This window comes from Maricaulis sp., from assembly GCF_017643475.1.
Taxonomy (GTDB): domain Bacteria; phylum Pseudomonadota; class Alphaproteobacteria; order Caulobacterales; family Maricaulaceae; genus Maricaulis.
In genome coordinates, this window is record NZ_JAEPNI010000003.1 from 320,884 (window position 1) to 335,250 (window position 14,367).

Below are 14,367 nucleotides of genomic sequence, written 5' to 3' on the forward strand. Positions count from 1 at the left end.
CATTTGGCCTGCGCCGACGGCTTCAGTCTTGCCCGGCCGGGGTTTATAGGACGGGCGAAAGGTGAACTCCCATGTCCTCATACCTCGTAGCCGCGCTCTACCATTTTGCCCCCCTGGCCGCCGATGCCGACACCCAGTCGAAGATCAAGGCAGTTTGCGAGGAAAACGGGATTTGCGGCACGCTGCTTCTGGCCAGCGAGGGTATCAACGGCACCATCGCCGGAACGCCGGAGGGCATCGCCAATGTGCTTGCCTATCTCCGCGCCATCCCGGGCTTTGCCGCGCTGGAACACAAGGAAAGCCAGGCCAGTGAACAGCCCTTCCTGCGCCTCAAGGTTCGCCTGAAAAAAGAAATAGTGACGATGGGTATTCCGGGCGTTGATCCGAATGCGTTGGTCGGGACCTATGTCGATCCGGAAGACTGGAATGACCTCATCAGCGCGGACGACGTCGTCACAATCGACACCCGTAACGACTATGAAATCCGCATCGGTCAGTTCAAGGGCGCAATCAATCCCGAGACCGTCACATTCCGTGAGTTTCCGGATTGGTTCCGCAAGTTCAAACAGGGCCGACCGAATGCGCGTGTGGCCATGTACTGTACCGGCGGCATTCGCTGCGAGAAATCAACCTCCTTCGTCAAACAGGAAGGCATTGACGAGGTCTATCACCTCAAGGGCGGCATCCTGAAATACCTGGAAGTCGTGCCGGAAAAGGAAAGCCTGTGGGAAGGCGAGTGTTTTGTCTTTGACCGACGTGTCGCCGTCAAACACGGGCTGGAAGAAGGCAGCTATACGCTGTGCCATGCCTGTCGCGAACCTCTGGGCCCGGAAGACCTGAAATCTGAGTATTTCGTCCCGGGCACCTCCTGCCCCTATTGCCATGACAAACGCTCGGCAGCGGACCAGGCACGCTATGCGGAGCGTGAACGCCAGGAGCAGCTCGCCGCCGATCGCGGTGAAACCCATCTTGGCAGCGTCGGTGGCAATGCCCGGGACTGACGTGCGATGACACTGCCCATTCTCTATTCCTTCCGGCGCTGTCCGTATGCCATGCGGGCCCGGCTGGCCCTGGATGTGGCCGGGATCGAGCTGGAACACCGCGAGATCCTGCTCAAGGACAAACCGCCTGAAATGCTGGAGGCATCCCCGAAAGGCACTGTACCTGTCCTTGTCCTTCCGGATGGCCATGTCGTCGATGAAAGCCTGGATGTGATGCTGTGGGCACTGGGTCAAAACGATCCCGAGAACTGGTTAGACGAGCTCGATACGGCACGTCCGCTGATCGAAGCCAATGACGGCCCGTTCAAACACGCGCTGGACCGCTACAAATATCCAAACCGCTACGAGAATGTGGATCCGGCCGAACAGCGCGAGATCGGTGTGAGCATCCTGCTCGAACTGGAGCACCGCCTGGCAAGACAGGAACAGCTTTGCGGAGACATACCGGGCATCGCGGATGCCGCGATCTGTCCCTTTGTGCGCCAGTATGCCCATACAGACCGGGACTGGTTTGCCACCACTCCGCTCCCACATGTGCGCCGGTGGCTCGACGGGCATCTGGAGAGCGAACTTTTCGCCCGCATCATGCGCAAACACGAGGTTTGGCGCGTGTCTTCCTGACGCAGAATTGCATGCCGGGTTTGCATGAATTTTCGAGGACTTTCGAAACAAGTTGAGCGTCGGCCCACCAAGCCATTGATATCGAATAAACAATGCCTAACAACGAACATCGGGTTATGTCATATAACTGATGCAATCATCCCACACTCACACCTTAACTGTGACCGGTATCAAGTATTGCGTTGTCACCGACCTGTAATATCCGTTATCGGAGCGCCGTCGATGACAGGATCCACATCTTGGGGATCGGTTCCTGTCTAACGCTATCGGTTGATCGGGATGACCTTCAAAATGAAAACCACGAAACTCGCGCAGAAATCTCTGCTGTGGGCAGGCGCCAGCGTTGCCGCGCTGACCCTTGCTGCCACGCCGTCCTTCGCCCAGGACAATGGCGCTGCCACGCTGGATGTAATCACCGTAACGACGAACCGTCGCGAAGAGAATATCCAGGACGTTGCAAACTCCGTTACCGCTCAGTCCGGCGAGGATCTGGCCCCTTACACCGAGGGTGGTGCCGACATCTTGACGCTGGCAGCTCGCATTCCGTCTGTATATGCGGAAAGCTCTAACGGCCGTGTCGCTCCGCGCTTCTACATCCGCGGCCTCGGCAATACGGACTTCGACCTGGCAGCTTCGCAGCCGGTTTCCATCATCATGGACGACATCGTCCAGGAAAACGTGATCCTCAAGAGCTTCCCGCTCTTTGACGTCCAGCAGGTTGAAATCGCACGCGGCCCGCAGGGCACGCTGTTCGGTCGCAACACCACGGCGGGTACCATCAAGTTCGACAGTGTTCGTCCGTCCCAGGAAACCGATGGTTTCATGAGCCTCACCCTGGGTTCGCTCGGTACGGTCAATCTGGAAAGCGCCATTGGCGGCGCGCTGATCGAGGACGTGCTGTCTGCACGTATCTCGCTTCTCTCCCAGAACCGTGATGACTGGATCGATAACGCCTTCACCGGTGAGAATGACGCCATGGGCGGCCACAATGAGTGGGCCGGCCGTGCACAGCTTCTCTACACGCCGAATGACAGTTTCGACGCCCTGTTCAACGTTCACGCACGTTCCCTGACGGGTACGGCTGCGATCTTCCGCGCCAATATCCTGACGCCGGGCTCGAACGATCTGAACGCCAATTTTGATCGTGGTGAAGTCTACTACGACAGCACGTTCAACAACCCTCAGAATTATGATTCCTGGGGTACCAGCGCGAACATGAACTTCTACCTCGATGGCGGCATGACCTTCACCTCCATCACCGGCTACGAAAACGCTGAAGGCCGCAGCCTCGGCGATATCGATGGCGGCAACCTGGTCAACGGTCCGGGTTTCATCCCCTTCCCGTCCGAGACGCAGGATGGTCTGGACGATCTGGACCAGTTCACCCAGGAATTCCGCCTGGCGTCTTCTGACGAGCTGGACACGACCTGGCAGATCGGCGCCTATTATTTCGACGGCGCTTTCGACATCACCACGCTCGGCCCGAATGGCGGCTTCCCGCCGCCGACCACCGTACGTCACGAGAACGAGCTGTGGGCTGTCTTCGGCCAGGTCTCTCACCAGGTTAATGAGCGCCTGAACCTGTCCGGTGGCGTTCGCTACACCAGCGACGAGAAGTCCCTGGAAGTCATCCAGGCCGTATGGCCGGCCGGCGGTCCTTACAGCGCCTCTGATGAAGAGGTGAGCTGGGACCTGTCTGCATATTATGACTACAGCGACGAAACGGCCTTCTTTGCCCGTGTGGCTCGCGGCTTCCGCGGCCCGTCAATCCAGGGCCGTGACGTTGCCTTCTTCGGTACGCCGTCGATCGCAGACAGCGAAACGTCCATCTCCTACGAGGCCGGCATCAAGTCCGAGCCGATGGGTGGCCGTGCGCGTATCAATGCGACCGCGTTCTATTACACCGTTTCCGACCTGCAGCTGTCTGCTGTCGGTGGCGGCGGCAACCTCGTCCAGCTGGTCAATGCTGACGAAGGTGTTGGCTATGGATTCGAAGTCGACAGTGAATTCCTGGTCAGCGAAAACCTGCTGATCACGGCCGGCTTCTCATGGAACGAGACCGAGCTGCAGGACGACACCCTGGAAGTTGGCGTCTGTGCCCAGTGTACGGTCACCGACCCGGACGCGGACAATGACGGCTTCGCCGAAGTTGACGGCAACCCGTTCCCGCAGGCTCCGGACTACATCGTCAGCCTGACGGCTCGCTATTCCATCCCGGCTGATAATGGCGGTGAATGGTTCGTCTACACCGACTGGTTCTACCAGGGTCGCACCAACCTCTTCCTCTACGAATCCGAGGAGTTCTACTCCGAGGGCAATTTCGAGGGTGGCCTGCGCGTCGGCTATGCCGGCAGCCTGCCGAATGGTCGTGCGTTTGAAGCTGCTGTCTTCAGCCGCAACATCACCGGCGAGGAAAACCTCGTTGGCGGCATCGACTTCAACAACAACACCGGTTTCGTGAATGAGCCGAGTGTCTGGGGTGTGTCCTTCCGCGCGGACTTCAACTAGTCCACCCGACAGAACTGAAAAAAGAACCCCGGAGCGCTTGCTCCGGGGTTTTTCTTTGACCTACCGGGACAGCGGGGAATACCCCTCGCCCTCCAGCGCCAGATCAAGTGTGCGCCATTCCTCTGCCGCAAACAGGACCGCCTGATCGTCATAATGCGCCGACATGCGGTCCAGCGTAGCAGAGCCGTACTGATGGATGGCCCGCGAACGCAGCTCGCCATCAGGCATCCACTCGATGAAATTGATGTAGGTATCACCCGCGACCGCGCGCAACTGCCCGTTCTCATCAAGATTGGCAGATCCACCGTATATGGCTCGGAGTATGTCCGGGCCGCCGCCCAGGGGCAGATTCACGTCGCCGCGGATCATTCGATTGACTTCACCCCAGCTTGGATCAAGCCGTCCGTAGTGGGACATCAATTCGTCCGCCGCTTCTCGCAGGGCATCCGCCGGGGCCATGTCCCAGGGGTCTTCGTGGTGACGGTTATGAATGGTCCGAACGGCCGTCAGTACACCCAGAGCCGCTGCCCGGCTGTCGATCTCGGTCGACATATCCCAGCTGGCCAACACAGCCTGAGCTGAAAGCAGATCGTCATCGCCGGTGAAATCCATGGCCAGGATCTCGCGCACAAGCCGCCCGACCGCGGAAGTCTCCGAGTAGACCTTGTCGAACTTGATGTCCTCCAGACGCGCCGCTGTCAGTGCGCGCTCATTGCGCATCAGCGTGAGGCCACGATGCGCACGGTTGGTCATGCGCGGCTCGATCCCGAAGGTCGGCGAAAACGCCGCCGCATCCAGATTGTCGTTCACGGCGGTTGCATCAAACGGAGTCTGGTTGGCTGACAACAACCATCCCGAAGCGGGGTTGTGATAGAGCGGCAAGGCCGAGAGCGGGTGATAGTCCTGCCAGATTAATTCCGACCGGTCGCCCGGCAGGTAATCGCGCCAGTTCCAGCCCTCTTCACGCACCGGCATGGCCGCGTTGTAGACATAGGCAATCTCGCCGGTGCGATCAGCATAGACCGTATTGAGCGAGGAGATCGCATTCATCTCCATCGCCTCATACCAGGCGTCCCAGTTCTCGGCCCGGTTCATGCGATACCATTGCTCAACCTGGCGGATCTCATCCATGCCCGAATAGCGGATGGCATAGTCGCCGTGTTCAGTGCGGATGACCGGGCCGTGCTCGGACCACCACATGTCACGCTCAACGGTCCAGCGGATTGAACCCCAGATGCGCACATTGAGGCGCGCCGTGCCATGTTCCAGCTCGCGCCATTCCCCATCCAGCAGGTAACGATCACCCTCGGTTTCGAGCACATAGACATCCGCCAGGTCCGGCAGGTTCACCGTATGCGCCCAGCCCAGATCGGCGCTGTGCCCATGCAGGATCAACGGCGCGCCGGGAAATGTCCCGCCAACCATGTCCCAGCCCTCGCCCGAACGCACGCGCGCCTCATACCAGGCAACCGGCCCCTCGAAAGGCTGGTGGGAATTGATGACCAGGCGTGTTGCACCGTCCGCGGAAAATTCCGGCGCGATGGCAAAGGCGTTGGAACCGAATGGCAATCGCGCCTCGTCCAGCCACTGGAAAGCGCTTTGCGTCGATCGCATGGAAATCGCGCGCTGGCGTTCCTCGGCAAACAGCTCCGTCAGCGTATCATCCAGCCCGTACATGAAGGGCGTGCGCAGGACAAAGCCAGCGACCACGTCTTCCGGTGTAACCGGCAGGACATCATTCCAGACGCGGGTGGGATGCTGCGCAGCATAAAGGTTCAGACCTGCAGCATAACCTTCGAGCAAGGCTTTGACGTTGCTGGAGATATCCTGCTCATAGCGCGCCGCGACGAGCTCACGGATCCGCAGCAATTGAACGACATAATCCGTCGGAGCCGCGTCTGCACCCTGATAACGCGCCAGCTCACCACGTGCAGCAACCAGCGTCGTCTGGATTGTCGCCCAGTCGTCCTCGGCGTGGGCATAAGCGAGGCCAAAGGCTGCGGCCGCATCAGTGTCGCCCGTAATGTGCGGAACTCCATATTCATCACGAAGGACTTCCGCCGAAGCAAAGGGCTCGGCCGCGGCTACGGCTTCCTGCCGCGACATTCCCGGACCGGAGCCCAGGGTGAAGCTGGCCAGCAGCGCGAAAACCGCGATCAGAATGGCAAGTGAAATGAAGACCGACCGATTGATATTGAACACACGTCCCTCCCCGGCATGTGATTGTGCCGCAGAGCATAAGCCGGTCCGCGCCAGAAAAAAGGGGCGCTGAACCAGCGCCCCTCAAATTCCGGATTATCAAACCCCTATTCCCAGTAATAGGCGTCGCGGGCCTCATCGCCGGTGATGACCTCGTTGAGCGTCGTGGCATCATAGAGCCGGCCATTGAGCATCACATAGGCGATGTCGTCAGTGTTGGAGATATCGTCCAGCGGGTTGTAACGCATGATGACGAAATCCGCCAGCTTGCCTTCCTCAACCGTACCGATGTCATCGATAAAGCCGAGATGTACAGCAGGAGCCACGGTCGCCGTGCGCAGCACCTCGACCGGCGTCATGCCACCGCGGGAAAACGACCACATCTCCCAGTGGGCAGCGAGACCCTGCTGCTGGCCGTGGGCACCGATGGAGACCAGAACACCGCGCTGGGCCAGCTCCCGCGAGGTCGCGGCCGCATTGGCGTCAGCGAAGTTATCTTCCGGAGCCGTCGTGCGACGAATGGACCCCGGACGCAGGATATGCGGCGGCACGTGTTCCGACAGGATCGGGTGTTCCCACACATTCATCGCCTGGCGCCAGTACGGGTCACCAGCCAGACCGCCATAGGTCACCGCCAGGGTCGGCGTCAGCGCAACCTGGGTGCCGGCATACATCTCGATGACATCATCATAGATCGCAGAGACCGGCAGGTTGTGCTCGATCGAGGTATTGCCGTCGGCCACCATGGACATGTCCATGTGATAGTTCGAACCACCTTCCGAGACGACGATCATGTCAGCCAGCATGGACGCATAGGTCACCTGCTGACGCTGGTCACGGCGCGGCTGGTTGTAGTTCTTGATGCCGTGGGCACCCTGGGCGTCCAGTCGGAAAACATGCTCCTGGGCGTCTTCACGATCATTGATCTCGGCATGGAAACCCGGAGCCCGGGCGCCATAGACGATCTCGCCGGTCGAATAGGTCCGCGGCTGCAGCTGGATTCCGGCACGCTGATATTCACTTGCCGGGAAAATGGTACTGGCCGAGCTGGACGGATCGAAAATTGTCGTCACACCCAGCGCAAGATGCGCCATGGTCGACCAGTTCTGCTGCGGGATAATGCCGTCAGAAGCCTGCGGGCCATGCGCGTGGGCATCGATGAAGCCCGGCGTGATGGTGTGGCCGGTAACATCAGCCACGGTCGCGCCTGCAGGAACATCGACACTGTCACGCGGACCAACGGCAACGATACGGTTACCGTCGATCAGGATGACACCATCCTCGATCACACCGCCATCATCTTCGGCCATGGTAATGATGCGTGCGCCCACGAGGGCGGTCATGCCTTCCGGAACAGCCGTCTCGACCGTCATGGAAAGCGACACACCCTCACCCGGCTGGCGTACTTCATAGCCCTCGCCATCCTCGGCATTCGGGTTCGGGCGGATCTCGGCGATCGTGGCCGAGAACAGCTCGGCGCCCATCGTCCAGTTGATCTGATTGCCATTATCCGACCAGTTGATATCGGTCGCGCCATTCGAGGACAGTTCGACAACCGGCAGTGAACCGGAGGATTTGGACACCGAGATATTCTGCGGCCCGACCGGCATCGGCATGACAAAGGCGTCGTAGTTTTCGCGGAAGGCCAGGTGACGACCATCCGGAGCGACGTGGAATTCGCCTGTCATCCCGCCATTGGCGTGGACGCGCTCGTCATAGCCATTGAGATCAACGGAGTAGAGCTCCAGCGACGGCGTCCGGCGGGTCATGAAGACCCGGTCATTCGCGGCACCGAAATGGGGGGTGGAACCGCTGTCGGCAATCTCCCGCATGTCGCCACCAGACGCGGAAACCGCGAAAATACCCGTGGTTTCGGACCAGGCGCGCGAGGTCAGGAATCCACCGCCATCCTTTTCAAAGACAACCGTCTCGCCATCTGGCGAGAACCGCGGGCGACGATAGGTGCCCGGCTCATTGGTCAGCGTACGCTCGCTGCGGCCATTGGCGGCCACGGTGCGCACGGCACCCAGGTCCTGGTCATCCCAGGTCACAAATACCAGGCGACGGCCATCACGGCTCCAGGACGGGAACAGCTCACGGCGATCAGACCGGTCACGGGTCAGCCGACGCGGCTCACCGCCATCGGTATCCATGATGTAGAGCTTGCCGAGGCTTTCGAACACGACCTGCTCGCCATTGGGCGAGACGGACGTGAAGCGCGGCATCTGCGTCTGGAAACTCTCGGGAGCCACTTCGACCGACGGGCGCGGCGGATCAATGATCTCGCGCGTGTCATTGATGGCGAACGGGATATTGGTGACCTCACCCGTATTCACGTCCACCCGGTGGATGCCACCGCCAGCCCAGAACACAACCGAGCCGCTGTCCGGCGTCCAGTCCATGTTCGGATACATGCCCATCACGCCCCAGGTCTCCTGGTTGTCGCGATCGAGATTGTCGTGCAGCTGGCGGACCTCGCCGGAGCGAAGATCCTTCATGTAGAGGCCGGTCTGCATGCCGTCACGGCGTACAAAGGCGATATACCGTCCATCCGGGGACGGCGACGGGCGCACGGCACCACCGACACCGTCTACGACCGTATCAACCTCACCGGTCTCCAGGTCGTAACGGCGGATATTGAACAGATCACCGTTGGAATCATCGGCATAGGTGAAGGTACTGCCGGAGCCGACAGCGCGCGTGAAATACACATAACGGCCATCCGGCGAGAATATCGGCTCGCCCTGTTCCTTCTGGAAGGCCTCGCTCGGACGCTCGACAAGCTGGACACCGTTGCCGCCCAGCACATGGTACATCCAGATTTCTCCCGTACCTGCGGAACGCGAGGTCGTGAAGTGTTTGCGGGCGGCAATATACCGGCCGTCGGGCGACCAGGTCGGGTTATTCAGCAGACGAAAACTCTCGCTGGTGATCTGGCGACGATTTTCACCGTCCGCATCCATCACCCAGATATTGTCACCACCACCGGCATCGGAGGTAAAGGCAATCTGCGAACCATCAGGAGAGAAACGCGGCTGGATCTCCCAGGCGAGGCCCGAGGCAATATTGGTTGCCGCACCGCCCGTCATCGGGACCGTGTAAATGTCACCCAAAAGGTCAAACACGATGGTCTGGCCATCCGGAGAGACATCCAGGCTCATCCAGGTGCCTTCAGTGACATTGATCGGGATTTCGCGTGTTTCCATCGGCGGATTGGTGACATCCCAACCCGTTTCTTCCTCGTCCTGGAAAGCGAAAGCAGGCGCACCCGCCAGCATCGTGGTGGCGGTCAGGGCCGCAATAAGGCGTTTCATCTTGTTCCCCTCAACAGATTTGTTGCGCACAAACTAGTGCGCTCTGCGAGGTTCGCAAAACTAACGGATCTGTAAGATTAGTCGCAGTCGCGTCAATGAGCGCCGCCCATACGGCCCAGCTTCACACCATAATCCACTGCCAGCCGGTAATCCGGGTCATCATCACTGTCGACCATGAGCTGGCCGGCCTTGGACAGGAGGCGGTGACAATCGCGGCTGAGATGCCGTAATTCCAGGCGTTTTCCGGCTGCATCATATTTCAGCGCCAGATCCTCGATGGCCTGCAGGGCGGATTGATCGACCACGCGGCTGTCGGCAAAGTCGACGATGATGTGTTCAGGATCGCCCTTGATGTCGAAAATCTCCATGAAAGACGTGGCGGAACCAAAGAAAAGCGGACCGTCGATCTGGTAGATCTTCTCTCCTGTATCGCCTTGCGACTCACGCGCATGGATGTGCGACGCCGCCTTCCAGGCATAAACCAGAGCGGAAACGATCACACCCACGACCACCGCAATCGCCAGGTCGGCATACACAGTCACGCCCGTCACCAGAATGATGACAAAAGCATCGGACCGCGGAATGCGGCGCATGATGCGCAGGCTTTGCCAGGCAAAGGTTCCGATGACGACCATGAACATGACGCCCACCAATGCGGCCAGCGGGATTTGCTCGATCAGCGAGGACGCAAACAGGATGAAGACCAACAGGAAGAGCGCAGCTGCAACTCCCGCGATACGGAGGCGACCACCGGATTTCACATTGATCATTGACTGGCCGATCATCGCGCAACCGCCCATGCCACCAAAGAAACCGGTGATGATGTTGGCAGCGCCCTGAGCCAAACACTCCTGCGACGCACCGCCCTTGCGGCCGGTGATCTCGCCCACGAGGTTCAGGGTCAGCAAGCTCTCGATCAGACCAATCGCCGCCAGGATGACCGCATAGGGGAAGATAATTTCAAGAGTCTCGAAGTTCAGGGGCACGCTCGGAATATGAAAAGCCGGCAGTTCACCCTGGATCGAGGCCAGGTCACCAACCGTGGGAACATTCAGACCAAACGCGATGACGATGCCTGCAGTGACAACAATCCCCATCAGCGGCGCCGGGATCAGCTTGGTGAGTTTTGGTGTACCCCAGATAACCAGCATGGTCAGACCTGTCAGGCCTAGCATCAGCATTAGTTCGGGCATCGGAAGCCACTCGCCACCCAGGGCGCCATGACCACCACCGCCATGATCGGAACCGGGAACCTGGAAAAGCTTGAGCTGGGCCAGGCCAATGACGATCGCCAGCCCGTTCACAAATCCCAGCATGACCGGATGGGGCACCATGCGAATGAACTTGCCCAGCCGGAAAATGCCCGCACCGACCTGCAAAATGCCCATCAGGACCACAGTCGCAAACAGGTATTCAACGCCATGCGTCGCCACCAGGTGGACCATGACGACGGCCAGCGCGCCTGTAGCGCCAGAGATCATGCCTCTGCGACCACCGAACAAAGCTGTGACAAGGCCCACGATGAAGGCTGCATACAGACCAACCAGCGGCTCCACACCGGCTACAAAGGCAAAGGCCACGGCTTCCGGCACCAGGGCCAGGGCAACCGTCAGGCCCGCCAGGACCTCGATGCGCAGCTGACCCACGGTCAGTTCCGGCAGTTCACCGCGATTGCGTACGGATGCGGACAGGCGTTCAGCGAACGCAGCGAGCGTGTTTCGGATCATGGTTTCAGCCGGTTCTTGTCTGGATTGGTCCCGCACCTACGCCTTCACGCCGCTTTAGTCCAGCCATTGTGCAGCGCAGCAGCCATGCAAACACGCCGTCGCGACACGCAAACACAATTTTAACCATGCCTTTCAACGAAATCTTCGGGCTGAGGAGCCATGTTGGCGAAAAATCGCGAGGATTTTGTGGTGGACTACTCAGCGAATTCCAACCGGACGCCCTCGGGCCCGGCCAATGATACCGGTGAAGAAATCGCACGTGCCCAGCACGATGCGGCAAAGATCGCGCGCTCGCAGATCCGTGCGCAGGCGCGCGCTCCGCGGCACCGCGTCAATCGCAAGGCGTTGGGCCGCACCCTGCAATCCATCGACATTTTCGCCGGAGCCCTGCTTGCCGTTGTCGGCGTCATCGCGATCAGTGGCGGCCAGCCCGGTGCGGTTCCTGCCGGCGAACTCTTCCCGATTGTCGGATTCGCCGCCCTCCTGCCGCTGATGTTGTCGACACTGGGCCTTTACCGCATCGAACCGCGCCATGCGATAATCTGGCGTGTCACACGCGCCATAATCGCCACCGCCTCGGTCGGCGCCACCATGCTGATCGCGGGTTTCGGGACGGCGCCTGACAGTATTGGCATTCTCGCGATTTATTGCGTCGTCGCTGTCTCTGCGATGACCCTGCTGCACATGGTCTATGCCGGCTTTATCGGACATTGGGCCAAGGCCGGTCGTCTGGCGCGCAACATCATACTGGTGGGCGCGACGCCGAATGCGCGCAAACTGATCCTGGCCAACCAGGGCTCGGGCACCATCAATGTGGTGGGCTATTTCGATGACCGCAAATCACGTGCGCCGACCCAGCTGGCCGGCACGCCGTATCTGGGCACCACGGACGACCTGTTCAACTGGTCTGTACTTCCAGATGTCGACCGCGTCGTCCTGACTGTCACACCCAAGGCCGAAGAGCGGGTCAAGCACCTGCTGGAGAAGCTGCGCGCGCTGCCCCAGCAAGTCATCCTGCTGCTCGACATCAATGGATTCAATCCGGAGACGACCAGCCTGGACGACATCGTCGGTGTGCACACCGCGCGCATGTCCGGCGAAGAGGAAAATCTCGGCCGGGTTTTCGCCAAGCGAGTGCAGGATATTGTCTTTGCCAGCCTGATGACCGTAGCCGCCCTGCCCGTCATGGCCCTCATTGCTCTGCTGGTGAAACTCGACAGTCGTGGCCCCGCGCTCTTCGTGCAGAAACGCGAAGGGTTCAATGGCCGTCCGATCAATGTCTACAAGTTCCGCACCATGCGCCACGACCCGAATGCACAATCGAAAAAGCTGCGCCAGGTCGAACTGAATGATCCGCGCGTGACCCGCCTGGGCGGTTTCCTGCGCAAGACCAGCCTGGACGAGCTGCCACAACTGTTCAACGTACTGGCAGGCTCCATGTCCCTCGTCGGCCCGCGCCCACACGCCTATGGCATGCGCACGGGTGGTACAGCTACCGCCAACCTGGTCGCCGAGTATGCACACCGCCACCGCGTGAAGCCGGGCATTACCGGCTGGGCGCAGATCAATGGATCCCGTGGACCGCTGCACACGCCGGAAGCCGCACGGGAGCGCATCAAGTGGGACGTCGATTACATCGCGCGGTCCGGTTTCTGGTTCGACCTGTGGATCATGATCAAGACTGTACCGGCCCTTCTCGGCGACAGGATCAATATCCGCTAGCGGCGCAGGCCGGCATCCGGACGCAGACGATTATAGCGCCAGCTCCGGCGAAGGCTTCGGAACAGGGCGTCATCAGCACCGCCGGCCTGGACGGTGAAGCGGTTTTCCCGGCGTTCATAGATTTCCCAGCCGCTGGTCCAGCGAAATACCGCCCAGCCGGCACCTGCCCGCTCCAGGTCACGCACCCGCTCGGTCAGATAGCGGTCGCCGCCCGGTGCCCAGCGATGCAATCCAAACTCTCCCATGCACCAGCGCGGATGGGATGGTGGTTCAAAACGCCCCTCTCCGGGTTCGTAAGGCCGCCCATCTCCCATGGCCTGGTGGGTAAAATCGCGAGGCGCGTAATCGTGCACACACAGGACGGCTGGATCGTCGGCTGACAGGTCCAGATTGGCCTCGAAAGCCGAATTCGCATAACCGTCCGGACTAATCAGGACAGGGGTGTCCGGGTCTGTGTCGCGGACCGCGATGGACAGCCGGCGCGCGAGTTGCGACCAGTCTGCCGGCGTGCGGGCAACCTGTCTTCGCAACTCCGCAGCGTCCCATATCTCCAGATCATGGCCGTTCGGGCCCACAGCGACCTGGTTCGCGTTGGGTTCGACCATCAACAGATAACCGGCCACATTCTCCACATTACGGAAATGGCGCGCAGTCTCCCGCCACATCGCCTCCCAGGCATCATGATAGGCGAAATCGGTCCAGACCCGCTCATTGATCATGTCAGTAGGAAACCAGCTTCCTGCGTCATCCCGGTGGAAGGTAAATGCACTGCGGCCCGGCCCTGTCCTGAAGCCGATAATGACATACAGCCCCCATCGCCTGGCGCGAGTGACAAGGTCATCCAGATTGGCCAGCGCGTCGGGATCGAGTTCGAACGGTTCGTTCTCGGTGAAAATGCCGGGATGGGAGAGCACGAGAAGATTGCCACCCGCCGCGGATAACTGCTGGAGGGCGGCATCGCTGACCGGCGTCCCGAACGGACCCGGACCCAGGAATTCCGGTCCGTCAATCTCCGGATAGACCCGGCGCTGGGTGATCACGGCTCCACGCAGATGCGGTCCGGTGGCGTTGTTCCACAACCCATGTTTGGAAAAAGCCTTCGCCCGGCCCGTTCCGGGGCGCAGGACCGGCAGCAGGCTAGCCGCCAGAACATGTCGTCGATTCAATTCCATAGCGCCTTGAAAACATGATCCGCTTAACAGCAAATGTAGTCGCATTCGCGCCCGGATGAAATTCGTTCCATCCTGACACCCACAATACCTCTCGCGCGGCATT

8 protein-coding genes are annotated in these 14,367 nt (G+C 60.2%); 4 read left to right on the forward strand and 4 right to left on the reverse strand.

From position 1 onward, the window contains the following. The first annotated feature begins 71 nt into the window (after positions 1–71). From JJ889_RS13015 to JJ889_RS13025, 3 genes are all read left to right on the forward strand, one after another. Entirely contained in the window at positions 72–1,001 is a 930-nt protein-coding gene (locus JJ889_RS13015) for a rhodanese-related sulfurtransferase (protein ID WP_291895784.1), read from the forward strand. 6 nt (positions 1,002–1,007) lie between these two features. Next, on the forward strand, positions 1,008–1,622 hold the full coding sequence (locus JJ889_RS13020) for a glutathione S-transferase (protein ID WP_291895787.1): 615 nt from the start codon (positions 1,008–1,010) through the stop codon (positions 1,620–1,622). A gap of 291 nt (positions 1,623–1,913) precedes the next feature. Then, positions 1,914–4,130 carry a TonB-dependent receptor gene (locus JJ889_RS13025; RefSeq protein ID WP_291895789.1) on the forward strand — a complete coding sequence of 739 codons (2,217 nt, stop codon included), beginning with the start codon at positions 1,914–1,916 and terminating at the stop codon, positions 4,128–4,130. 60 nt (positions 4,131–4,190) lie between these two features. Here the strand turns inward: JJ889_RS13025 and JJ889_RS13030 are convergent, their stop codons facing one another. The 3 genes from JJ889_RS13030 to JJ889_RS13040 all read right to left on the reverse strand — a co-directional run bounded on the left by JJ889_RS13030 (position 4,191) and on the right by JJ889_RS13040 (position 11,370). Beyond that, positions 4,191–6,332, reverse strand: a complete 2,142-nt coding sequence (locus JJ889_RS13030; protein ID WP_291895792.1) for a penicillin acylase family protein — start codon at positions 6,330–6,332, stop codon at positions 4,191–4,193. Between the two features lie 104 nt (positions 6,333–6,436). Further along, complete coding sequence (locus JJ889_RS13035; protein ID WP_291895794.1) at positions 6,437–9,643, reverse strand: amidohydrolase family protein; 3,207 nt, start codon at positions 9,641–9,643, stop codon at positions 6,437–6,439. A 92-nt stretch (positions 9,644–9,735) separates the two neighbouring features. Next, a complete protein-coding gene (locus JJ889_RS13040) occupies positions 9,736–11,370 on the reverse strand; it encodes a SulP family inorganic anion transporter (protein WP_291895796.1) in 1,635 nt (544 codons plus the stop codon). Positions 11,371–11,529: 159 nt separating this feature from the next. On the opposite strand from JJ889_RS13040, the gene JJ889_RS13045 reads away from it, so the two are divergent. After that, complete coding sequence (locus JJ889_RS13045) at positions 11,530–13,092, forward strand: exopolysaccharide biosynthesis polyprenyl glycosylphosphotransferase (RefSeq protein ID WP_291895798.1); 1,563 nt, start codon at positions 11,530–11,532, stop codon at positions 13,090–13,092. Here the strand turns inward: JJ889_RS13045 and JJ889_RS13050 are convergent. Further along, entirely contained in the window at positions 13,089–14,258 is a 1,170-nt protein-coding gene (locus JJ889_RS13050) for a cellulase family glycosylhydrolase (RefSeq protein WP_291895801.1), read from the reverse strand. The genes JJ889_RS13045 and JJ889_RS13050 overlap by 4 nt on opposite strands. Positions 14,259–14,367 lie beyond the last annotated feature (109 nt).

Coding starts and splice junctions, on each gene's coding strand:
- JJ889_RS13015 (WP_291895784.1), top strand. CDS start 72: ATGTCCTCATACCTCGTAGCCGCGCTCTACCATTTTGCCCCCCTGGCC.
- JJ889_RS13020 (WP_291895787.1), top strand. CDS start 1,008: ATGACACTGCCCATTCTCTATTCCTTCCGGCGCTGTCCGTATGCCATG.
- JJ889_RS13025 (WP_291895789.1), top strand. CDS start 1,914: ATGAAAACCACGAAACTCGCGCAGAAATCTCTGCTGTGGGCAGGCGCC.
- JJ889_RS13035 (WP_291895794.1), bottom strand. CDS start 9,643: ATGAAACGCCTTATTGCGGCCCTGACCGCCACCACGATGCTGGCGGGT.
- JJ889_RS13040 (WP_291895796.1), bottom strand. CDS start 11,370: ATGATCCGAAACACGCTCGCTGCGTTCGCTGAACGCCTGTCCGCATCC.
- JJ889_RS13045 (WP_291895798.1), top strand. CDS start 11,530: ATGTTGGCGAAAAATCGCGAGGATTTTGTGGTGGACTACTCAGCGAAT.